18 protein-coding genes are annotated in these 23,245 nt (G+C 69.5%); 13 read left to right on the forward strand and 5 right to left on the reverse strand.

Annotated elements, in window-relative coordinates; genetic code table 11:
• Positions 1-46: 46 nt before the first annotated feature.
• Entirely contained in the window at positions 47-208 is a 162-nt protein-coding gene (locus NCG93_RS12310; RefSeq protein ID WP_194412345.1) for a hypothetical protein, read from the forward strand.
• 14 nt (positions 209-222) lie between these two features.
• Here NCG93_RS12310 and NCG93_RS12315 read toward each other — a convergent pair whose 3' ends face one another.
• Positions 223-786 carry a hypothetical protein gene (locus NCG93_RS12315; RefSeq protein WP_194412344.1) on the reverse strand — a complete coding sequence of 188 codons (564 nt, stop codon included), beginning with the start codon at positions 784-786 and terminating at the stop codon, positions 223-225.
• A gap of 295 nt (positions 787-1,081) precedes the next feature.
• Here NCG93_RS12315 and NCG93_RS20355 point away from each other — a divergent pair, with 295 nt between their 5' ends.
• Positions 1,082-3,841 carry an ATP-binding protein gene (locus NCG93_RS20355; protein WP_194412343.1) on the forward strand — a complete coding sequence of 920 codons (2,760 nt, stop codon included), beginning with the start codon at positions 1,082-1,084 and terminating at the stop codon, positions 3,839-3,841.
• Between the two features lie 88 nt (positions 3,842-3,929).
• Here NCG93_RS20355 and NCG93_RS12325 read toward each other — a convergent pair whose 3' ends face one another.
• The 3 genes from NCG93_RS12325 to NCG93_RS12335 all read right to left on the reverse strand — a co-directional run bounded on the left by NCG93_RS12325 (position 3,930) and on the right by NCG93_RS12335 (position 7,637).
• A complete protein-coding gene (locus NCG93_RS12325; protein ID WP_194412342.1) occupies positions 3,930-5,513 on the reverse strand; it encodes an MFS transporter in 1,584 nt (527 codons plus the stop codon).
• A 115-nt stretch (positions 5,514-5,628) separates the two neighbouring features.
• Positions 5,629-6,621, reverse strand: a complete 993-nt coding sequence (locus NCG93_RS12330; RefSeq protein WP_194412341.1) for a LacI family DNA-binding transcriptional regulator — start codon at positions 6,619-6,621, stop codon at positions 5,629-5,631.
• The gene (locus tag NCG93_RS12335) at positions 6,618-7,637 is read right to left on the reverse strand and encodes a LacI family DNA-binding transcriptional regulator (protein ID WP_194412340.1); all 1,020 of its coding nucleotides are present in this window, start codon (positions 7,635-7,637) and stop codon (positions 6,618-6,620) included. The genes NCG93_RS12330 and NCG93_RS12335 overlap by 4 nt, the downstream gene beginning before the upstream one ends.
• 222 nt (positions 7,638-7,859) lie before the next feature.
• Here NCG93_RS12335 and NCG93_RS12340 point away from each other — a divergent pair, with 222 nt between their 5' ends.
• The 9 genes from NCG93_RS12340 to NCG93_RS12380 all read left to right on the forward strand — a co-directional run bounded on the left by NCG93_RS12340 (position 7,860) and on the right by NCG93_RS12380 (position 20,451).
• Complete coding sequence (locus NCG93_RS12340) at positions 7,860-8,825, forward strand: carbohydrate ABC transporter permease (RefSeq protein WP_372495988.1); 966 nt, start codon at positions 7,860-7,862, stop codon at positions 8,823-8,825.
• The gene (locus NCG93_RS12345) at positions 8,825-9,727 is read left to right on the forward strand and encodes a carbohydrate ABC transporter permease (RefSeq protein WP_194412339.1); all 903 of its coding nucleotides are present in this window, start codon (positions 8,825-8,827) and stop codon (positions 9,725-9,727) included. The genes NCG93_RS12340 and NCG93_RS12345 overlap by 1 nt, the downstream gene beginning before the upstream one ends.
• 3 nt (positions 9,728-9,730) lie before the next feature.
• Complete coding sequence (locus NCG93_RS12350) at positions 9,731-10,348, forward strand: hypothetical protein (RefSeq protein WP_194412338.1); 618 nt, start codon at positions 9,731-9,733, stop codon at positions 10,346-10,348.
• A gap of 81 nt (positions 10,349-10,429) precedes the next feature.
• Positions 10,430-11,755: an ABC transporter substrate-binding protein gene (locus NCG93_RS12355; protein ID WP_194412337.1), complete on the forward strand. Its 1,326-nt coding sequence runs from the start codon at positions 10,430-10,432 to the stop codon at positions 11,753-11,755.
• A 75-nt stretch (positions 11,756-11,830) separates the two neighbouring features.
• On the forward strand, positions 11,831-13,411 hold the full coding sequence (locus tag NCG93_RS12360; RefSeq protein ID WP_194412336.1) for a glycoside hydrolase family 43 protein: 1,581 nt from the start codon (positions 11,831-11,833) through the stop codon (positions 13,409-13,411).
• Between the two features lie 37 nt (positions 13,412-13,448).
• Positions 13,449-15,914 (forward strand): glycoside hydrolase family 28 protein, encoded by a 2,466-nt coding sequence (locus NCG93_RS12365; protein ID WP_194412335.1) that lies wholly within the window; start codon positions 13,449-13,451, stop codon positions 15,912-15,914.
• Positions 15,915-16,143: 229 nt separating this feature from the next.
• The gene (locus NCG93_RS12370) at positions 16,144-17,610 is read left to right on the forward strand and encodes an MFS transporter (RefSeq protein WP_194413706.1); all 1,467 of its coding nucleotides are present in this window, start codon (positions 16,144-16,146) and stop codon (positions 17,608-17,610) included.
• Positions 17,611-17,739: 129 nt separating this feature from the next.
• Positions 17,740-18,309, forward strand: a complete 570-nt coding sequence (locus tag NCG93_RS12375) for a hypothetical protein (protein WP_194412334.1) — start codon at positions 17,740-17,742, stop codon at positions 18,307-18,309.
• 120 nt (positions 18,310-18,429) lie between these two features.
• A complete protein-coding gene (locus NCG93_RS12380; RefSeq protein WP_194412333.1) occupies positions 18,430-20,451 on the forward strand; it encodes a vWA domain-containing protein in 2,022 nt (673 codons plus the stop codon).
• 155 nt (positions 20,452-20,606) lie between these two features.
• Here the strand turns inward: NCG93_RS12380 and NCG93_RS20145 are convergent, their stop codons facing one another.
• Complete coding sequence (locus tag NCG93_RS20145) at positions 20,607-21,299, reverse strand: MarR family winged helix-turn-helix transcriptional regulator (protein WP_284444960.1); 693 nt, start codon at positions 21,297-21,299, stop codon at positions 20,607-20,609.
• Positions 21,300-21,423: 124 nt separating this feature from the next.
• Here NCG93_RS20145 and NCG93_RS12390 point away from each other — a divergent pair, with 124 nt between their 5' ends.
• Both NCG93_RS12390 and NCG93_RS12395 read left to right on the forward strand, forming a co-directional pair.
• The gene (locus tag NCG93_RS12390; protein WP_194412332.1) at positions 21,424-22,362 is read left to right on the forward strand and encodes a MarR family winged helix-turn-helix transcriptional regulator; all 939 of its coding nucleotides are present in this window, start codon (positions 21,424-21,426) and stop codon (positions 22,360-22,362) included.
• Between the two features lie 122 nt (positions 22,363-22,484).
• A complete protein-coding gene (locus NCG93_RS12395; RefSeq protein WP_252787541.1) occupies positions 22,485-23,192 on the forward strand; it encodes a sirohydrochlorin chelatase in 708 nt (235 codons plus the stop codon).
• The last annotated feature ends 53 nt before the right edge of the window (positions 23,193-23,245 follow it).

The following is a 23,245-nucleotide window of genomic DNA, read 5'->3' on the forward strand; positions in this document are numbered from 1 at the left end:
GTGATCGAAGGGGGCTTGTTGCCCCCTTCGATCAACTGGCTACTCAGTGCTCGTCGTAGTGATCCCCGTGCCGCGCGTGACGGTGGGAGTCGTGGATGTAGTCGACGTGGTCGCCGTGATCGACCGCCTCGTGCCCGCATCCATCGCCGTGTTCGTGCGCGTCAGTGGTGTGATGTTCTGCGTGCACCTCGTGGGTGGTCATTGCTGAGGCCTCGACGCCGGTCAGGCCTTGGCCGCTTCGGCGGCACGGGCGTTCGCGAACGCCGCGATGCTCTGCGCGTAGTGCGGCGTCTCGACCTCGCAGTGCGCGCCGGAGGCGTGCTGGCGGGCGGCGGCGGCGTCTTCGAACGTCTGGCCGCTGCCGATGATGAACTTCAGGAAGTCCTCGGTCGGGTGCGAGGTGACGGTGTTGACGTAGCGCAGCTGGTCGCCCTCGAGCTGCTCAATGCCGAGCTCCCAGATCACCTGGGTGGTGGTCCAGCCGGCGGGCGAGTACACGTCGGAAATGGAGACCATCTTGCAGTAGTGCGGGCTGGCGACCTCGTAGCGGTACTGCTGGATCACCAAGCCGGAGCCGATCATCTCGACGTTGATCGACATAGGCGTGCCGTCATCGTCGACCGTGTAACCGGCGGCCTTGTGGTCGCCGGGCGCACAGCGCTGGTACTCGTGGGTCGGCAGGGTCTTCAGCCACTGCTCGATGTCGACGTGCTCGAACGGGGCGGTGACATCTGCGGTGACCACCGCGTGCGAAAGCACGAGGTCGTCGCGAACGATAACGCTCATCGGATTTCCTTCCAGTAGTGCCGGGTGCCCGGCGAGGATGCGAGACGTGGGGCCACGTCATCGGGTCTGAGGCCCGCATCTGGAACGGTAGATCCGGGTCCAATTCCGCTACATCCCCCGCCTTCCTCACCGACATCGCATGTTGTCGAGGTGGCAACGGAAGCGTCATCCGCGGCGGTCTGAAGCGCGGTAACGTTGCCGGGTGCTCGGTAAAGGCCGGCCGGCGCGCCGAGCCGGCCTCGATGCGCTTTCAGGAAGCAGCGCCGGGCGATCCCTCGCGCCCCTCCGAGGCCGAGTGCCGGAGTCGACCGAAATCGCACGTGGGATCACGGCCGCACTCTCGGGGGACGGTTCCGTCACGCTGCTCTCCGGAGAGCCGGGCATTGGGAAGACTCGCCTGCTGCAGCACGCCTTGCAGCTCGTGGATAGTCACGGCTGGTCGACGATGGTGGTCGCCCCCGATATCGACGCGGCATTGTCGCCTCTCGGCGCGCTCATCGGCGCGGCAACCCGGACCAGTCCCCCGCTGCTTCGCAGCGCAGAAATCGCCTCGATCATGCAGGGCGTCGCGCCCAAGTATCTGCTGACACGCCTCATTGCCGACGGCCTCGAGATGGCTGCTGCTGAGTCCGGAGTACTCGTCGTCGTCGACGACCTGCAATGGCTGGACGCAGGTTCGCTCGGCGCCGTCACGGCGCTCATCCACGACCTACAGGGTGTTCCGGTGTACTGGCTCCTGGCAACTCGCACCGGTGTGTACAGCGCCGCCCATCAACGGTTCATCGCACAGATCCGCGAGCTCGGAACGGTACTCGATCTGAACCCGCTCGACGACAACGCAGTGGAAGCAATCGCACGCGACACCCTGGGGAGCATGCCAGGGCAGTCGGTGGCGAATGCCATCAAGCGCGCCGCGGGTTACCCCCTTTTCATTCTCGAAATCCTGCAGGCACTCGCGGAGGACGGTCTTCTTCTGCAGTCCACGAACGGGGTGGTCGAGGTTGACGACGACTCGGTTCCGGTCCGCTTCGGGACATCCGCAGGTGACCGCCTCCAGCAGGTGAGTCGAGATGCCCTCCGGATTGCTCAGGTCGGAAGCCTCTATGGGCGCGATTTTCCCCTGAGTGGCGTCTTGGACGTACTTGGCCAGACCGCGACTCAGGCTGCGCCAGGGGTCCAAGAACTACTCGATCTGGGTTTCATCGTAGACACCGGCCGGACGTTGTCTTTCCGGCACGACAGCGTGCAGACCGCTGCGACGGACAGTCTCTCCCCCACGCTCAGGCGGGCAATGGCCCGTGAAGTCATCCATCGGCGTCTTCGCGGTGGCGAGGGGGTAGCCACGCTCGCGTCAACGATTGCATCTGTCGCCGAAGCCGGCGACGACGAATCCTTGGAGTTGCTATTCCTGGCCGCCAACCAACTCTCGCGCACGGACATGGCGGGTGCGGCTGGCCTCGTCATCCTCGGCGCTCAGCTCACCTCCGGCAACCCCGTTCACGCCGATCGAACCGCCGCGCTCCTTCCCCTCGTCCTTGCCAGCGGACGCGTCGAGGACGCGATGGAGATCAGCCGCTCACTCAGGCCCCTGCTCGGCCCCGACGAACGGGCCCGGATCAACCTCGCCGTATCCCGCCAACTCACTGAAAGCGATTTCGACGGCGCGATTCGGGAGACGGCGGCCGGGCTGGCCGTTCCCGGGATCTCCGACGAGATGCGAGTGCAGCTTCTTTCGGTTCGCGCTCTCAACTTCGCGAACAAGGCTGATGAAAGAAGCGTGCGCGAGACTCTGAGGTTGGCGCGGGAGGTGGCCGACGAGAAGCGCGACACGCTTGCTCTCGCCACGCTCGACGCCACCGAGTCGGTGCTGACGTTCTACCAAGGACGCTTCGACGCCGCAGAAGATCTACAGCGCAAAGCGATGGAGAGGGTCGCGCAGACAGGCACTCCGACAGGCATTTGGCTCCCAGAAGGCCTGTGGATGGCGTTCATGCGCAACACCACCGGACGCTGCGACGAAGCACTCGTCCTCACCGATGACGGCCTGACCGAAGCCCGAGCCGCCAAGAATGTGATCGCTGAAGCATTCTGGATGATGGTCCGATCCACGGCGCTGTACCACCTGGGACGTCTTGAAGACGCACGCACGCAAGCCGAAACCGTCCTCGAACTGGGAGAGCAGCTCGGGCTGGGTGACTTCATGAACGCCACCGCGGGTGTCGTTCTGCACCGTATCGGTCTCCGCACAGGCGACGTCGACATCCGCCAGAGGGCTCGACCGCTGATCGAGCAGCTGGCCCATGGCGTCGGTCTGACCCGCACCGGCCGGTGGAGTCTCGCTATGGAAGCCATGGAACGCGGTCGACCAAATGAGGCCTACGAATACGCATCAACGGCCATCGACACGATGCGGGAAGCGGCCCCGTCGATGACGACGCCATCTGACTTTGCCGACGACTTCATGTTGGCGTATCTCTGCGACGTCGCTGGAGACAGATCATCGCTGGAAGTCGTCGTCGAGGTCACGCGGGCACGCGCCGAACTCAACCTCGGCAATCTCTTCGTCTCGGCGATTGCAACGGCGGTACGAGGTGTGCGCGACCACTCCTCCGCAGACCTCCTCGCGGCCGCAGAACAGGTGCGAAGCGGTTGCCGTCCGCTGGTGGCAGCCCTTCTCTTCGAAGCTGCCGGACTATTCGCGACAGATCGCGACGTCGGCACGCGCGCACTGACAGAGGCGATGCGCATCTACAACGCATGCGGTGCACCAAGAGACGTCAGCAGAGTGCTGCAGCGATTCAGAGCAAAGGGCATAAACCAGCGACTCGTCTCCGCTGCCGACGCCACCGGGCTCTCGCATCGAGAACGTCAAGTCGCGGAGTTCGTCGAAGCAGGCTTCACAACCCAGCAGATTGCCAACGAGCTCCTGGTGTCCCCCCACACCGTCGTGACACACATCCGGCACATCTACGCCAAATGGGGTGTGAACTCCCGGCACGAGGTCGCGGACCGCGTCCGCCAAGACCAGACCGACCCCGAAGGTTCACCGATCTAGACACGTTCCGCCGAAACTCGACGCAGCCTGGCAAGACATCTCACCCGGAATCGGGTCACTCGCGGACATCTTAACGCGGAAGGTACGTTCAGCCGAGCATCGTCCCCTCGGCCGCCTCGTTCGGCTTCGGGTCGGGCAGGCGCCGCATGCGGAACGCGTTGAGCGCGCCCAGCAGGGCCGCCAGGATGGGGATCAGCAGCGCGACCTGCAGCGCGAGGTGGCGGGCCTCGGTGTTGATCCGGACGACCTCGGCCGAGGCTTCCGGAGATTCGTCGGCGAGGAGCTCTTCGAGGCCGGTGTTCGACATCAGCTCCGCGTCGTCCTCCAGCACCGTGGAGACCTGCTGCTGCTGCTCCGGAGTGAGCACGGTGCTCGCATCGGAGAGCGCGGTGAACGACGTGGCGAGTGTGGCGAGCATGATGGCGCCGGCGAACGCGAGACCGAAGGAGAGCCCGAACGAACCCGCCGCCGAGTTGACGCCGGCGGCCTCGCTGACGCGTTCGTCGGAGATCGGCGAGAGCGTGTAGTTGTTGAGCTGCGAGACGAGCAGTCCGAGCCCCGACCCGGCGATCACGAGCGGCACCGCGAGGTACCAGCCGGAGTCGGCGATCGGGACCAGGGGCACGATCGCGACGAGCCCGACGAGGGCGAGCGAGAAACCCAGGAGGATGAGGTTCGCCGGACGCCCCTTGCTCCGACGACCGGCCCACATCGCCACGGCGAACATGCTGAGCGACAGCGGGGCGATCGACAGGCCGGCCTGCAGCGCGTTGTACTCGAGCACCATCTGCAGGTAGAGCGGAAGCACGATCATCGTGCCGCCGAGCGCGATCTGCTGGAGGAGCTGCCCGCTGACCCCGGTGCGGAAGGGCTTGGACGAGAACAGAGCCGGGTCGAGCAGCACGGGCTTGCCCCGCTTCTTGCGCGCATTGAGCCACCACGCGAGCCCGCCGAGCGCGACGATGCCGAGGCCGATGATGAGTCCGACGTAGCCGCCGCCCTCCTGCCAGACCAGGATGCCGAGCACGACACCGCCCATGCCCACGACCGACAGTCCGGCGCCGACGAGGTCGATGGAGCGGTCCCCGTGGTACTTCACGTCCTTCACGAGACCGAGGCCCAGGAGCACCACGGCGATGATGAGGGCCTCGAGGGCGAACGCGACCCGGTACGACCAGAACGTCGTGATGAAACCGCCGAGGAGCGGGCCTACCGCCGCCGCGATCGCCGCGGAGGCCCCGACGAGCGCGTAGACGCGCTTCTGGTGGTCGCCGGCGAAGTTGCCGTGGATGAGCGACTGCATCGACGGCAGGAGGAGGGATGCGCCGATACCGCCGATCACCGCCCAGAAGATGATGACGGTGGTCAGGTTCTGGGCGAACGTCATCGCCACCGCGCCGACCGCGTAGCCGAGCAGGCCGAGGGTGTAGGCGAGCTTGCGTCCGATGAGGTCGCCGGTCTTGCCGCCGAGCAGGATGAACGCGGCCGAGACGAGCGCTTCGAGGGCGATCGCTCCCTGCACGCCGCTGGCCGTCGTATCGAGCTCGGTGACCACGGCCGAGATGGAGACGTTCATGATCGACGTGTCGACGACGAGCACGAACATCGCCATGGCGAGAAGGATGGCGAGGCGCCCGTTGAAGGCCGGCGCGGGCGGGGTTTCCCCAGTCATGGACGAAGCAAACCACCCCGCACCCCTCGAGCGCTACGGCGAGCACGAAGACTCCGGCCTAACCGGCATGGGCTGACGGTCCGGCGCCGGGCCGGCGGGCTCGACGACGCCGGTCTCAGCGCCGCAGCGGTGCCGTGGAATCGCGCACGATCAGCTGAGTGGGCAGCACCACGGATGCCGGTTCCCCGCCTTCATCGAGCGCCCGCAGCAGCAGATCCACGGCCGACCGCGCGGCCACCTGACGGGGCACGGCGACGCTCGTGAGCGAGGTCGCCAGGGTCGCCACGTCGAGGCCGTCGAACCCGACCACGCTCATGCCGTCGGGAACGCTCACCCCCCGCGCACGCAGTCGCGTGACGAGGCCGAGCGCGACCAGGTCGTTGTAGGCGATCACCGCGGTCGCGCCGCTCGCGAGCAGGGCGTCGGCCGTCGCGACGCCGCCCTCGAAGGGGTCCGCGATCGGCCCGAGGAGCACCCGGTCGCCGTCGGAGACTTCACGGTCGAACGCGGCGCGACGCCGGCGCGCGCCCCACGACGAGTCCGGGCCGGCGACGTGGGCGATGCGACGGTGTCCCAGAGCGTGAAGGTGCTGCACCGCCTGCGCGATGCCGCTCGCCAGGTCGGAGGTGACGCTGGGCAGACCGGCGAGCTCACGATGGATCATGACCGCCGCGGTGCCGCGGAGGTGCTCGCGCAGCGCCTCGTCGTCGCCCAGCGGCGCGCAGACGAGAAAGCCGTCGACATCGCGGCGCATCATGTCGATCGCCTCGAACTCGAGCTCTGCCGAGCGGTCGGTGTCGGCGATGTACACCGTGTGGTCGACGCTGCGGGCCCGCATCTGCGCGCCCTTGGCGACCTCGGCGAAGAACGGATCGCGAAGATCCGGCACGATCAGCCCGATGCTGTGCATGCGCCCGGTCGACAGGCTGCGGGCCGCGCGGTTGGCTCGGTAGTCGAGCCGCCCCGCGGCCTCTTCGACGCGGCGCCGGGTCTCGGGGCTGACCGTCCCGCCAGGCGTCAGCGCGCGTGAGACCGTCGACACCGAGACGCCGAGGTCGGCGGCGATGTCATGGATCGTGGAGCGCCCGGCCTTCGTCCGCGATGTCATACCGGGTCCGTCCCGGTGCGTGGCAGCCCGGCCGCGGGCGGGGCCGTGCTCTCGCGCACGACCAGGGTCGGCGGAAGCACGACGACCGCCCGGTCCGCCGGCTGCGCACCCCGCGCGAGCGCGACGAGCATGTCGACGCCGGCGCGGGCGCTCTCGGCGAGCGGCTGGGCCACGGTGGTGAGAGCCGGCGACGCCATCGCCGCGGCGGGCACATCGTCGAAGCCGACGATGCTGATGTCGTCGGGCACGCGCAAGCCGCGACGGGCCAGCCGGTGCAGGAGCCCGAGCGCCACGACGTCGTTGTACGCGAGGACGGCGGTCGCTCCGCTCGCGATCACCAGATCGCCGCCGGCGACGCCCCCCTCGAACCGTGCACGCACCTGCCCGACGGTCACGATGTCGACGTCCGGGAACTCCTCGCGCGCCTGGGCGATGGCGACGCGGCGCAGGCCCGCGGACCACGACTCCGCGGGTCCGTCGAGATAGGCGATGCGACGGTGTCCGAGCGCGACCAGGTTCTCGACCGCGAGTCGCACCCCCAGCGCCACGTCGCTGATGACATACGGCACGAGCGTGCTCGTGCGGTGCAGGAAGACCGCCGGCCCCTCGTCCACGAGGCGGCCCTGTGCCGACTCGGCAGTCTGGGGCGTGCAGATCAGGCTGCCGTCGACGCGGTCCGAGAGGGATCGCAGCAGCTCCAGCTCGGCGCCGGCATCGTCGTCGGTCTCGGCGACCAGGACCAGGTAGCCGAGCTCGTGGGCGTACGCCTGCGCGCTGCGCACGAGTTCGGCGAAGAACGGGTTCATCAGGTCGGGCACGATCATGGCGAGCTTGCGGGTGGTGCCGCCGCGCAGACTGCTGGCCCACGGGTTGCGCTCGTAGCCCAGCTCGCGCGCCGCGTCGCGCACCCGAGCCGCCGTGGCGGGGTCGACCGATCCGGTCCCCGTCAGGGCGCGCGAGGCGGTGGCGGGTGACACCGCGGCACGCGCCGCGACATCGCGGATCGTGATGGCCATCTCGTCCCCTCGCGTGTTCCCACTCACCTCGTCGTGCCGTGACCGGCGAACGTTTCCACATCGTATCCTGCACGCCGACCGCTGGGAACCGTTGAACTTCCGCGCCAGATGGCGCATTTGTTGCGGGCTGTTGCAATTTCAGTGGAATCTATGCAACCCTTTCCATCGTGATCGACCCGGCTGGGCGATCACGACGCAACACACCTCAACGGGGAGAACACAGTGGCGACCACGACGCTCGCACCGCCGGCCTCCGGACCCGCTTCCGGCTCGACGCAGCCGAAGGCGACGGGCCCCCGCGTCCCGCGTCGCCGCGGCAACCTCGCTGCCTACGTGTTCATGACGCCGTGGATGCTGGGCGCCGCGCTGCTCATGATCGGCCCCATGCTGTACTCGCTGTACCTGTCGTTCACCGATTACGACCTGTTCAGCCCGCCGCAGTGGATCGGCTTCGACAACTACACGAAGATGTTCCAGGAACCGGAGTTCTGGACGTCCGCCTGGGTGACGATCCGCTACGTGCTGCTCGCGGCACCGCTCAAGCTCGCCCTGGCGCTGGGAGTCGCGCTGCTTCTGAACCGGCCGCGTCGTGGTCTCGGCTTCTACCGGTCGGCCTTCTACGCGCCGTCGCTGCTGGGCGCGTCGGTGTCGATCGCCCTGGTGTGGCGGGCCCTCTTCTCCACCGGCGGCCCCGTAGACAACGGGCTGAGCTCGGTGGGCATCGAGACGGGCGGCTGGATCGACAACCCGCAGTACGCCCTGTACGTGCTCGTGCTGCTCGCGGCCTGGCAGTTCGGCGCCCCCATGGTGATCTTCCTCGCGGGGCTGAAGCAGGTGCCGGTCGAGCTGTACGAGGCTGCCTCGATCGACGGCGCCGGGCGGTGGCGCAAGTTCGTCAGCGTGACGCTGCCGATGCTCTCGCCGGTCATCTTCTTCAACCTGGTGCTCGAGATCATCCACGCCTTCCAGTCGTTCACCGGGGCGTTCATCATCAGTGGCGGCCGCGGCGGTCCCGCGGACTCGACGCTGTTCTACACGCTCTACCTGTACCGCGAGGGCTTCACGTTCTTCCACATGGGTTACGCGTCCGCTCTCGCCTGGGTGCTGCTGGTCGCCATCGGCGTCGTCACGCTCATCGTCTTCCGCACCGCCGGCTTCTGGGTGCACTACACCGCCGAGGAGAAGTGATGACCGACACACTGCCCGCCACCTCGACCACGCGCGTTCATCGCGAGAACCTGCGCCGCGCGCAGGGGCTCCGCTCGGTGAAGGTCACCGCGTGGCACGTCGCCCTGATCGCGATGGTGATCGTGCTGCTCTACCCGGTCGCCTGGCTCGTGTCGGCGTCCTTCAAGTCGAGCGGCGAGATCTTCACCGCGACGCAGTTCTGGCCGCAGGAATGGACGCCGGGCAACTACACGCAGGCGCTGGAGGGCGCGGGGTCACTCACCTTCTGGCAGCTGCTCGCGAACTCGCTGATCCTGTCGGTCCTGTCGGTCGTCGGCAACGTGTTCGCGTGCACGCTGGCCGGCTACGCCCTCGCACGCATGCGATTCCGGCTGCAGCGGCCGTTCTTCGCCTTCATGATCGTCACGCTGATGCTGCCGATGCACGTGATCCTGATCCCGCAGTACATCATCTTCCAGCAGCTCGGTCTCATCGGGACCTTCCTGCCGCTCGTGCTGCCGAAGTTCCTCGGCACCGAAGCGTTCTTCGTGTTCCTCGTCGTGCAGTTCGTGCGGGGCATCCCCCGCGAGCTCGACGAGGCCGCCACCGTGGACGGCGCCGGCCCCTACCGGACGTTCTTCTCCGTGATCCTGCCGCTGCTGCAGCCGGCGCTCATCACGACCGCGATCTTCTCGTTCATCTGGAGCTGGAACGACTTCTTCGGACAGCTCATCTTCTTGAACAACCCCGCCACCTACACGGTCCAGCTCGGACTGCGGCTGTTCATCGACCAGTCCAGCACCTCCTCGTACGGCGCGATGTTCGCGATGTCGGTGCTGGCGCTCCTTCCGGTGCTGCTGTTCTTCCTCGTCTTCCAGCGCTACCTCGTCGAGGGTGTCGCGACATCCGGGCTGAAGGGCTGAGCAATGTCGAGCTTGATGCGATCCATCGCCCGTCCCGACGCCCACCGCACCTATCGCGGGCGGTTCGTGGCGTTCACCGACGCGCTGCTGCTCGGCGTGCTCGTCCTCCTCGGCTCGCTCCCGGTCGTGACGTGGTTCGTGGCGGTCGCGGCCGGCGCACGTCTCGCGCGGCTGCGCGAGACCGAGGACGCGACGGTCGGGTGGCGCACCTACTGGAAGGCATGGCGGGATGCCGCGGCATCCGGCTTCGTCGGATCATTCCTCGTTCCCGTGCTCGTGCTCGGCGTGCTGGCCGCCGACCTCTTCGCAGTACGGGCGGGACTGGATGCGCCCGCGACGGCCGCGGCCGCGATCTCGGCGATCGTGCTCGCCACCGTCGCACTGCGCACTGCAGCGGAATGGCGCGTCGGCATCGCGTGGTCCGAGGCAGTCCGCGCGGCGGTCTCCCGGGCATCGACCGACCTCTCCGGAACCGCGCTGCTGGCCACCGCCGTCGTCGGCGTCGCACTGATCGTGACGTGGGTGCCTCCGGTCGCGATCGCCGCCGGCGGACCGCTCTGCGTCGCGGCCGCCGCGGTGCGGGCGCGCGCCGAGTCCCGCGCCTCCGCCGACATCCCCTGAACCACGGCGTCCCGAACGCCGCCGCCGCCCGGGGCCCGGGCACAGACCCCGCCCGCACAGGGCATCGAACGAAAGGCAATCATGAACGGATCATCGAGGATTCGCCGCCGGATCCTGGCCACCGCAGGAGCCGTCGCCGGCATCACCCTGCTGGCGACGGGGTGCGGTGTCGGCAGCTCGCCGTCCGCCGGGCCGTCGACCGACCCCGACGCGCCCGTCACCCTCACCTTCCAGTGGTGGGGCAACGATGACCGCGCCGCCGCCACCCAGAAGGTCGTCGATCTCTACGAGGAGAAGCACCCGAACGTCACGATCGAGACGAGCTTCGCTCCCGACGCGAACTACTGGGAGAAGATGGCGACGCAGGTCGCCGGCGGCAACACGCCTGACGTGTTCCAGATGAAGCTGGAGTACTTCAAGGAGTACCAGCAGCGCGGCGTGATCGCCGACCTGACGCCGTTCACGAAGGGCGACGACGCGGTGCTGCACACCGACGACACCGCCGAGGCGGCGCTCGCGGCCGGCACCCTGGACGACAAGATCTACGGCATGCCGACCGGCCGGTCGACGCAGTCCTTCTTCTACGACCCGGCCGCCTGGGCGGCGGCAGGCCTGGACGCCCCCGAGCTCGGCTGGACATGGGACGACTTCGCCGACGCCGGTGAGGAGATCAAGGAGTCGTCGGGCGGCGCGAAGTACCTGTCTGCCGACTTCGGCGACCAGGCGCCGTGGTTCCAGGCGTGGCTGCTGCAGCGGGGCAAGAGCCTCTACACCGACGACGGCGAGGTGAACTTCACGCAGAAGGACCTCGAGGAGTTCTGGAACTTCACCACCGGACTGGTGGCGGACGGCGTGCTCACGCCGGCCGAGATCACGACGGCGAACGACCGCACCACGGCCAACTCGCCGCTGGTCAAGGGCGTCGCCCTCGGCGAGTTCAACGATGTGTCGCTCGCGTCGGCGTACTTCCAGGCGTTCGGCGAGGTGGCGCTGGCACCGTTCCCCGCTGACGAGGACGCCGAGGCCGCGGGCATGTTCGAGGGCGTGACGCAGCTGCTCACGGTCGCCAAGACGAGCACGCACCAGGAGGAGGCGGCGAAGTTCATCGACTTCTTCCTGAACGACCCGGAGGCCGGCGAGATCCTGGGCATCACCCGCGGCATGCCCGCCAACTCGGCGATCCTCGATGACCTGTCGTCGGGCTTCACCGGGGGCGACCTGGCCACGTACGAGTTCGAGACCGACATGGCCGACGCGGTCGTTCCCGCGCCGCCGGTCGCCCCCGAGGGCGGTTCCGAGAGCCTCACCGAGTTCAAGAGCATGTACGACAAGGTCATCTTCGGTCAGGTGACGGTGAAGGATGCCGCGGCCCAGATGTTCGCGGCATTCCAGAGCAACATCTCGTGAGACGCCGGCCGGGCCGCACTCTGCGGCCCGGCCCGCGGCATCCCTCCCCCTCTTCTCGTGCCCCAGGAGGCCACCATGGACGTTCGGCGTGCTCCGACGTACCGCAACCCGGTCATCGACGCGGACTACTCCGACCCTGACGCGGTCCGCGTCGGCGACGAGTACTGGATGATCGCGTCGAGCTTCAACCTCGCACCCGGACTGCCGGTGCTGCGGTCGAGCGACCTCGTGCACTGGGAGCACGTGGCGAACGCCCTGCCCGAGGTGCCGCCCACCGGGCACTTCTCACTCCCGCGCCACGGCGGAGGAGTGTGGGCGCCGAGCCTGCGCCACCACGACGGCCGGTTCGTGATCGTGTATCCCGATCCCGACCACGGCATCTTCGTCATGACCGCCACCGACCCGCGCGGGCCGTGGAGCACACCCCGGGCGCTCATCGATGGTCGCGGCCTCATCGACCCGTGCCCGCTGTGGGCGGACGACGGACGCGCCTATCTCGTGCATGGCTGGGCCAAGAGCCGCGCGGGTTTCAAGAACCGGCTGACGGTGGTCGAGGTCTCCGCCGACCTGACGCGGGTCGTCGGGCGGCCGCGAGTCGTCATCGACGGCGAGGACCTCGACGGGTTCTCGACCCTCGAAGGTCCGAAGCTGTACCAGCGCGACGGCTGGTACTGGATCTTCGCGCCCGCCGGCGGCGTCGAGACCGGCTGGCAGACGGTGTTCCGCTCGCGCGACCCGTACGGGCCGTACGAGCACCGCATCGTGCTCGCGCAGGGCGACACCGAGATCAACGGCCCGCACCAGGGCGCGTGGGTCGACACCCCCGGCGGCGAGCACTGGTTCCTCCACTTCCAGGACCGGGGCCCGATCGGCCGTGTCGTCCACCTGCAGCCGATGCGCTGGACGGATGACGGCTGGCCCGAGATGGGGATGCCGGGACCCGACGGCGTCGGTCAGCCCGTGCTGCGGCATCCCTCGCCCGAAGGTGCTGTCGAGGACGGCCCAGACCGGCGACTGCCCTATGAGGACGACGATTTCACCGGGTCGCTCGCGCCGTCGTGGACGTGGCAGGCGAACCCGCGCGCGGCGTGGACCGCCGGACCCGCGGACGGCGCGCTGCGACTCGCCGCGGTCGCCGACGACACCGGCGACCTGCGCCTTCTGGGCCACGTACTGAGCCAGCGGATGCCGGGGCAGGCGGCCGTCATCAGCACGACCATCGAGGCCTCCGCGCTGACCGGCGACGCAAGCCGCGCAGGCCTCGTGCTGCTCGGCCGCGACTACGCGTGGGTCGGCGTCGAACGGGCGGGCGGAGTCGTCCGCGCCGTCATGCGCGCCTCGACCGAGCCGGGCGGCGCCGAGCGCGCACTGACGGCCGGCGTCCCGATCGACGGCACGCTCCACGTGCGCGTGCGTACCGACGGCGCCGAGCAGGCCTGGCTCGGCTGGTCGACCGACGGGCGCACCTGGATCGAACTCGCCGACGCGGTGGCGTTCACGCCCGGCCGCTGGATCGGCACCCATGTCGGACTGTTCGCCGCCGCTCCGCTGGGCGACGGATCGGCCGGCGGCGTCGCGACCTTCCGGCCGCTGCGCACCGTCCTCGATGTCGAGATCGACGTCGAGGACACCGCTCAGGAGGCTCCCGCCGCCTGAGCCGGTGTCGCCCCACCCCACGAAGTACGGAGGAATGATGAAGTTCCGCACCATCCGAACCGGCGCGCTGGCGCTGTGCGCCGTCGCGGCGCTCATGCTCGGCGCCGTCGGCGCAGCCGGGACCGCGTCCGGCGCGACCCTCGCCCAGAAGGACGAGCCCCAGGCGACGAGCCCCGTCAACGTCGACCGCGCACCCGACGGTGCCGCCGTGCTCGACCAGTCGATCACCCAGGACGCGACCGCCGACGGCCTCAACGCCACCCTGGTGTGGGGCAAGCCCGCCGGGTACGAGCAGTTCGTCGACTACGCCGTCTACCGCGCGACGAAGAAGCGACAGGATGCCGCGTACGGCGCCTTCTCGCGCGTCGGGCTCGCGAGCTCCAACGCCACGCCGGCGCAGGACGCGTTCGACGTGTTCCGCGCCGACCCCAGCAACGCGGCAGCGCAGCCGACCACCACACACAACCTGGTGATCTCGGGTCTCGAGCGCAGACACGACTATCGCTTCCGCGTGGTCGGCGTGCGCGCTGACGGCACCGAGATCGCTCTCCCTGACGCCTATACGACGGGCACCGTCGCGATGCCGGATCAGCGGCCCGAGAAGTTCCAGGTCGCGAACGACGGATATGCCGGCATCCTGCCCGTCGCCTCCGCGGCAGACGGCGGCGCGCTCGTATCGACCGCCGCCCTGCAGCGGGCCATCGACGACGCATCGGCGTTCGCCGTGGCGAACCCCGGCCGCTCGGCGGAGGTCGTGATCCCCCGGAACGCCAGGGTCCTCTCAGCGGCGGTGTTCCTCAAGACCGGCGTCACGCTGCGGGTCGATGGCACGCTGACGGCGTCCCTCGACCTCACCGGGTACGTCCCGGAGGGCACGAAGTTCACGATGACCAACGCCGAGAAGTTCCTCAACCTCATCAACGTCGAAGGCCAGTCCGGCGCGCGGCTGCAGAAGGTGCGCATCATCGGCACCGGCACCATCGACGGTCAGGGGTGGAAGTACCGCACCGACGGCGCGCCCAACGTGGCCTACGGCGACCAGCTGGGGCTGGCGGAGTCCCTGCCCAGCACGTTCCGCACGATCGCCGAGAACGGACTGCTCGCCGGAGAGATGTACCGGCAGTGCGTGGCGGCGGGCGGCCCGACCGGCGACTCCAACTGCTACAAGAAGCGCTCGAACCTCATCGAGGGCGAGCACATCGACAACATGTACATCGGCGGCGGCCTGCGCCTGCAGAACCCGGCGAACTCGGTGACGGGCTTCAAGTACCTGTCGAACTACATCGTCAACGGCATCACCGTGCAGTCGTTCAACGGCAACAACGGCGACTCGATCAACGTCGCCCGCTTCAAGGGGTTCACGGCGCTCAACAACGTCATCAACTCGGGCGACGACAACATCGTGCTGAACGCCGGCAACATCAGCGAGTACCAGAAGGACCCGATCGGCGCCGTCGCCGGCTCGGTGTGGATCTTCGACAACTACCTCGCCCGCGGCCACGGTGCGATCGCGTTCGGCAGCGGCACCACGTCGTGGATCGACAACGTGCTCGTCGAAGACAACATCGCCGTGGGCACGAGCGACGGCATCCGCGCCAAGTCGAAGCCCGGCTCGGGCGGCGGCGTGCGCTTCGTGACCGTCCGCGACATGGCCATGAAGGACTTGACCAACCTGGTCGACGGTCAGGTCGACCCGCTGACCATCGGCTACCAGATGGACGGCGCGCCGTTCATCTTCACGACGCACTACCCCGGCGAGTACACCAAGACGCGCTGGCCCTCGTTCCACGACTGGGACATCTCGCGCGTGACCGTCGACGGCAGCCGCACGGGCGGCATCGTGGTCGACGGCATCCACGACGACGCGAAGCTCGCGGCCGCCGGTATCCCGTTCATCGCCTCGAACCGACTGCACTTCCGCGACGTGCACTTCACGAACACCGGCATCCCGCTGATCGACGAACTGACCGACAGCTCGTTCGACGACGTGACGTTCGACGGTGTGTCAGGGGCTGCCGTCTGGGCCGACAGCAGCGGCCTGAAGAACGTAACCTCCGACGGCGCGGCGCTCCCCGAGGGCAACCGCGACTTCGGGGTGACCGAGGGTGCCGACACGGTGCTGACCCCGGGACAGCAGGAGCTGCGTCTGGTGACGGATGCCTCGTTCCGCCGCTTCTACGTGAACACGCTGCCCGAGGACGTGCTCACCCGCGTCGGCGAGATCACGATCGACGGCGTGGCCATCGACCCGTCGCTGTATCCGGCGTTCGGGCCGAAGTCGAGCGACCTCGCCCTCGTGGCGGGGACGGATGCCGCGATCTCGATCGCTCCCGTGCACCACACCAACATCGGCACGGCGATCACGCTCCGCGCACCGTTCCTGCAGAGCCTCACGCCCGGCCGGCACGAGATCGAACTGCGCTTCGCCAACGGCGTCGCTCGCACGACGATGGAGGTTCCGCAGCTCGCGGCCGCGACGACGCAGACGGTGCCGCAGGGCTGACCTCCGACGAATCCGGGAGCCCGCCCACGGCGGGCTCCCGCCGGAGAATGGTGCGCACACCGGCCGGCGACAACCGCCGGCCGGTGTGTCGCCGCGAACCCTCCGGTCCTGCGTCGCGCGTCCGACCCCCGGCATCCTTCCGCTCCAGTAGTGTGGCCACGCGCCACGCCGAAGTGACGCCCGCGGCGGCGACACCCGCCGTTCACTGAAGGACGTCACGATGACCGACATGAGCTCACCCGCCCCTGGATCGGACGAGCCCGCCGCGCCGGCCGATCCGGTGCTGTCGACAGCCGCCCTGAACACCGCGGGCCTCGACGACACCCCGGTGCCGCGTCGGCGGGTGTTCGCCTGGGCGCTGTGGGACTGGGCGACGCAGCCCTTCAACTCGGTCATCCTCACTTTCGTCTTCGTGTCGCTGTACCTCGTGTCGGACTCGTTCCTGCCGGCTGACGTCGCGGCGCAGAACGCCGACGGCGAGATGGTCTGCTCGCGCGCCGCCGACGCCGCGACGCAGTATTGCGGCGCCCTCTCCGACCTCTCGGAGTGGTACGGGTGGGTGACCTTCGCCGCCGGCATCCTGATCCTCCTGCTGGCGCCGGTGCTGGGTCAGCGCGCCGACGCGGCGGGCACCAAGAAGCGCTGGGTGGTCGGTGCGACCGCGGTGCTGGCCCTGCTGCAGTTCGCGCTCTTCTTCGTCTACGCAGAGCCGCAGTTCTTCTGGCTGGGCGCCATCCTCGTCGCCCTCGGCTCGGTCTCGTCCGAGATCGCGGGCGTCAACTACAACGCGATGCTCGTGCAGGTCTCGACCCCGAAGACGATCGGCCGCGTGAGCGGCCTGGGATGGGGCCTCGGCTACATCGGCGGCATCCTCGCACTGGCCCTCGTCGTCGTGCTCAACACCTTCGACTGGTTCGGACTCGACGTCTCGGACGGTCTGGCATACCGCCTCATCGCCGTCGGCGCCGCGGTATGGACGGTGCTGTTCGCGCTCCCCTTCGTCTTCCTGGTGCCCGAGTCGCCGGCGAGCCCCGACCGCCGGCGTGTCGGGTTCTTCGAGAGCTACGTCGTGCTCGTGCACGACATCGTGGCGCTCTTCCGCGAGCACCGGCCGACCTTCTGGTTCCTCATTGCGAGCGCCGTCTACCGCGACGGGTTGGCCGGCGTGTTCGCCTTCGGCGGCGTGCTCGCCGCCGTGTCCTTCGGGTTCAGCGCGACCGAGGTCATCGCGTTCGGCATCGCGCTCAACCTCGTGGCGGGCGTATCGACGATCATCGCCGGCCGCCTCGACGACCGGTTCGGTGCCCGCGCGGTCATCATCACGGCGCTCACCGTCCTCATCGTGAGCGCGCTCTTCGTCTTCTTCTTCCGCGAGGGCGGCAAGCCGGTGTTCTGGGTCGGCGGGATCATCCTCTCCGCCGCCGTGGGTCCCGCGCAGGCATCGAGCCGATCGCTGCTCGCGCGCGTCACGCCGCTCGGCATGCAGGGCGAGGTCTTCGGCCTCTACGCCACCACGGGCCGCGTGATGAGCTTCCTGTCTCCCCTGCTCTGGTCGGTGCTCATCGGCGTCTTCGGCGCCACCCACTACGGCATCCTCGGCATCGTGATCGTGCTGCTGGTGGGACTGCTCCTCCTGCTGCCGGTGAAGCTGAAGCCCTCCGACATCGCTCGCGACCGCGCCGGCACGTCCGGCTGAGCGGGCGCCGCCCGGGCGCGGCACGCAGGGGTCCCGGCATCCGATACCCTCGCATTCGGTGAGAAATCACCGGTGCGACTGGGGGGCCGTCGCGCTTTCCCGCGCCGCAGCCGAATCCCGAGAGGCACCGTGATCCCGTCGACCCCGCGACGACTCGCTGAGAGCCGGCGCGTCGCGCGCCATCGACGGGCGCTGGGGTATTGGGGCGTCCTGCTCGCCATGCTCATCTCGCTGTGGATCGGCACGACCGTCGTCCCGCCGCAGTGGCTGCATGCTCCGGCACTGTTCGGCCATCTGGCGTCGGTGATCGTGGGCCTCGGCGCCGCAGTGCTCCTCGAGGTGAGCGGCCTGCTCTGGATGATGCGCCGCGCCGGTCTGGACGATCTGCGACGCGTCGAGCGCACCGTGAGCGGGCTCGCGTGGCTCGGCATCGCGGGACTGGTCGCCACCGGCGCCTTCCTGCAGCCCGACCTGGGACAGCCGCTCACCGCGATCAAGATGATCGCCGTGCTCGTCGCCGCCATGAACGGCGTCGGGATGACACGGCTGACCGACGAATTGTCGCGCCTCCCCACCGGCGTCCGCTTCGCCGCCCTGCCCGGCCGGTTGCGGGCGTGGTGCGTCTGGAGCGCGGTCGTCTCCCAGTCGGCGTGGTGGACGGCTGTGCTGATCGGGATGCTGAACAGCGCTTCACGGTGATCTCCCGGCATCCTCGCCCTCGCCTCGCAACCTCCCGCGGGTTAGGCTCTAGCCTTACCGGACTACCCGGCCGGTGACCCCCCGCCCGGCCTCACGGCCGCATCGATTTCGAGGATGCCCATGCGCGATCAGACGCGCGGCGACGACGACGCGCCCGGACCCCGCCGCGGCCAGTCCTCTCCACAGCCGACCGCCCCCTTGCCCACGGCGTCCGCTTCCGCCGCTTCTCCGGCCCCCGCGAGGAAGCCGTCGGCGATCGACGAACGGCGCGAACGCCGGCGCAAGCGCCGCCGCAACATCCTGATCTGGACCACGGTCGTCGGCATCGTGGTGCTGGTGGGGTCGATCAGCACCGTGTCGTACGCGATCGTGTCGAACCTCGCTGAACCGGCTCCCGCCGCGGATGATCCGGCGCCGGCAGCCCCCGCGGTCGTCGAGCCGATCGTGTTCCCGCAGGACGAGCCCGCCGCCACGGCCGGCGCCCAGCCGTGCGCCACGGTGAGCGTCCTGTCGTCATTCGAGAACTCCGAGATGGTCGAGAGCCTGGCAGCCGCCTACAACAGCCAGCCCCGCAACGTCGCGGGATCCTGCGTGACGGTGACGACCGCCAAGGAGAAGTCCGGCCTCGCGACCGCCGTTGTGGCGACCGCCTTCCCGAACCTTCCCGCCGACCAGAAGCCGACAGTGTGGCTGCCGGACTCCTCCACGTGGGTCGACGTCGCGCAGTCCCAGGGCGCCACCAATCTCCGCGCCGACGGCACGAGCGTCGCGACCTCCGACGTCGTGATCGCGATGCCCGAGAACCTCGCCGAGACCATCGGGTGGGATGCCGAGGCGCCGACGTGGAGCGAGATCTTCGAGGCGGCCGGCGACCCCGACCTGTGGAGCGGCCTCGGCCACCCCGAATGGGGCGCGTTCAAGCTCGGCAAGACCAGTCCGCTGATGGCGACCTCGGGCGAGGCTGCCATGTATGCGTCGTACGGCACCGCGGCAGGATCGCTGACCGACCTCACCGCCGCCCAGGTGCAGGATCCCTCGGTGCAGGCCGAGGTGCATCAGAACGAGACCGCGACCAGCCACTACATGGCGACGCCCGAGCACTTCCTCTGGCACGCGCGCCAGGCCGAGGCATCCGGCTCCACCGCCGACTTCCTCTCCGCGGTCATCGTCGACGAGAAGTCGGTGTGGGACTACAACCGCGGCATCACCAGCCGTGACGGCATCACGCGCACGCAGGGCGAGCCGCCGTCGGAGCAGCTGGTGCCGATCTATCCCGCCGACGGCTACTACTCCGCCGACAACCCGGTGATGCGCCTGACCGGCGAGTGGATCGATCCGGTCGAGGCGGAGGCTGCCGCGGACTTCATCCGCTTCACGCACACCGCGCAGGGCCAGTCGGCCGTGCGCGCCGCCGGCTACCGCGACCTCAACCGCGCGCTCGACGAGAGCGTCGAGAAGATCGGCCAGCTCGAGGGCGCGCAGCGCGGCACCCTCGCGTTCCCCGCCGCAGACGTCGTGACCGCCGTGCAGGCCTCGTTCCCGGAGGTGCGCAAGCGCGCCAACGTCCTGTTCCTGCTCGATGTCTCGGGCTCGATGGACGAGCCGATCCCGGCGGGCGACACCAAGCTGGTGCAGGCGCGCAAGGCGATCGAGGCGGCGCTCGGCCACTTCACCACGGGCGACGACGTCGGCCTCGCCGCGTTCGCACAGGGACCGGATGGCGCGATGCTGCCGGGCCTGGTGTCGCCGGTCTCCGACATCGGGACGTCGCGCGACGCGTTCCTCGGCGCCCTCGGCGGGCTCACCTCGATGGGCGACACACCGCTGTATCAGGCGGTCGACACGTTCGCCGCGCAGCAGGCGGCCTCGTGGACAAGCGACCACATCAACGCCATCGTGCTGCTCAGCGACGGTGAGAACGACACCCCCAACGCCCCGACCATCGGCGCGGACCAGATGCTCGCGAATCTGAAGGACATGCACCACGCGACACCGGTGCTCATCTTCACGCTGGCGTACGGCGCCGACGCCGACGTGGCGACGCTGCAGTCGATCTCGAGCGCGACCGGCGCCCACTACTACGACGCCACCGACCCCTCCAAGCTGCAGGCCGTGCTCGGAGACCTCGTCACGAGCTTCTGACCCGGGCGGGCGAGGACGATGCGGGCCGGGGCCCCGGTCGTTGAGCGAGCGAGGAACGAGCGAGACGAAACGGGCCCGGACCGTGTCGCGCACAGCGCGTTTCGCCTCGGCCGCTGGTTCCTTCGCTCAACGACCGGCTGGCTGAGTCCTGACCCTTAAGGCCAGGAGTCGGCGAGCTTCGTCAGCAGGCGCGCCAGCTCGGCGCGCTCGTCGTCGGTGAAGGCGGCGAGCGCCGCATCCATCGCCTCCCGCCGCTCGCCCCGGAAGCCCCGCACGAGCCGGGTTCCGGCATCCGTCAGCGCCACGCGCGTGCGACGTGCGTCGTCGGGGTCGGCCTCGCGCCGCACCAGGTCGAGCTGCACCGCCTGCTGCACCAGTCGCGACGCCCGGGGCTGATCGACGCCGACAGCCTCTGCGATCTCGCCCACCGAGAGCGGATGGGATGCCGCGGCCAGCGCCTCGAGCAGCCTCATGCGCGCTGGTCCCCCGATGCGAGCGGCCCCACCACCCCAGGGCGGTCCACCGAATCCGGGTCCGCCGAACCCCGGCCCGCCGAATCCCGGCACTGCTCCGCGACCCCAGGGACCGCCACGGCCGCCACGGCCCGCGAAGCCGCGGGTCGGTTCGTCGCCGTGCGCGTGATCCTCGGTGTGGTCGGCGTGGTCGGCGCCGTGGGAGTACGGGCCGCCGTGACCGTGCGAGCCGTGCCCGGCGTGGCCGTGTGCGTGCGGCCCTTCGCCGTGCGGGCCGGAGCCGTCAGCCCACGGCGGACGCGGCATCCTTCGTCCGCGCAATCGGGCGAGCGCGGCGGCGATGGCGTCGGAAGGGTCGGCGGGGGTGGACGACATGCCTCCAACTTACATGTGACTTGACATGCATCCCAACTACATGTCACACTGCATGTACATGCACTTCGACATGTAAAACGCGGCGGCTTCTCATGCCGCCCCCCTCCCTCAAAGGACTTCACACATGAACGACATCATCGATAACGAAGAGAACGACGACCAGCACGACACGGAGGCTCCCCGCCCCGCCGAACCTCGGCCGCTCGGCTACTGGCTGCGCGCCGTCGACGCGCTGCTGACCCGCGAGTTCGCGACGGCGCTCGAAGCCGAAGGCATCGGTCGCCGCGACTGGATGCTGCTGAACGTGCTCTCGGGCGACATCGACGCCCCGGAGCTCCGCGAGCGCCTCGCACGAAAGGGCAAGCGCCTGCGCGGCCTCGAGGAACGCGGCTGGGTCGTCGAGCATGGCGACGGCACGTGGGCCCTGACGGATCTCGGGCGCGCCGAGAAGGAGCGCATCAGCGGGATCGTCGACGGCATCCGCTCGCGCGTGGTCGACGCCGTCGGCGACGCCGAGGCGTACACAGCCCTGACGAGCTCGCTCGAGGCGATCGCCCGCGAGCTCGGCTGGGACGAGAACACGGCCGGTCGCGAGCGCGGCTTCGGCGGGTTCGGCCGGCCCGGTTTCGGCCGGGGCGGCGTTCCGGGGTTCGGCCCGGAGTTCCGTGGCCACGGCGTCGGTCCGGGCTTCCGCCCCAACTGGGGGCCGGGCTTCGGCGGGCGTCCGCGTCCGTTCGATCCCGACATCCACGACGGCTACGGGCACAACCGCCACCGCGGCTTCGCGCCCGGGCGCCCCGGTCACCCGGCCGAGCGCTTCGACGAGCCGATGCGCGGCTACGGTGAGCACGGCTGCGCGGGCCACCACCCGCACGCCGGTCACAGCCACTTCGACCACGACGGCGACCACGGTCACGACCACGGCCACGACGGCGCCCACGGTCACGGTCATGGTCACGGCGGCGAGCGCGGCCGCGGCCGCGGCGGCCGGGGTGCGCAGCAGGCCTACGAGCGCGGCTTCGACGCCGGGTTCGCGCGAGGCAGGGAGTCCGGCGCGGCCTGAGCCGCGGCATCCGGAATTCCAGAAGGGGAGATCCCCGCACCCGAGTGTGCGGAGATCTCCCCTTTCGCGCTTCCCGGCCGCGGGGACACATGCGCGTCATACGCGCCGGGCACAATGGGGCCGTGACAACCAGGCCCGCGCTCCTCGCCATCTCGCACGGCACCGCATCGCCCGCGGGGCAGGCGGCCGTGGCCGGGCTCGTCGAGGCCGTCGCGCGGCGGCTCCCGGACGTCGCCGTGCGCCTCGGCCATGTGGACGTGCAGCAGCCGGATGTCGCGGCATCCCTCGACGCGATCCCGGAGGCGATGCCCGTCGTCATAGTGCCGCTGCTGCTCTCGGCCGGGTACCACGTGCGCGTCGACCTGCGGCAGCAGTCCGCGGGACGCGACGGGGTGGTGATCGCACCGGCGCTCGGCCCCGATCCCCGGCTCGTCGAGGTGCTCCTGGCACGCCTGACCGCGCTCGCCCCCACGCCCGAGGACGCCCTCGTGCTCGCGGTGGCAGGATCCAGCGACGACCGCGCGAATGAGGACTGCCGCGAGATCGGACGGATGCTGGGCGCCCGGCTCGGTCGCGAGGTGGGCGTCGGCTTCCTCGCGGCGGCAGACCCGCGACTGGACGTGGCGGTGGCGCAGGCGGTGTCGAAGACGGCGACGCGCACGGTGGTCGCGAACTACCTCCTCGCCCCGGGGTACTTCCATGACCTCGCCGTGCGGATGGCGGCCGGTGCCCCGGTGGCGCCGCCGCTGCTGGGCGACGACGAGCCGCCGGCCGGCCTGGTCGACATCGTGATCGACCGCTACCGCGCCGGCGCGGGGATCTCGGGATGACCAGGTCGGGCTGACGCCCACGTCGGGCTGACCCCGCGTTGGACTCGGTCCAC

Source organism: Microbacterium yannicii, from assembly GCF_024055635.1.
Taxonomy (GTDB): domain Bacteria; phylum Actinomycetota; class Actinomycetes; order Actinomycetales; family Microbacteriaceae; genus Microbacterium; species Microbacterium yannicii.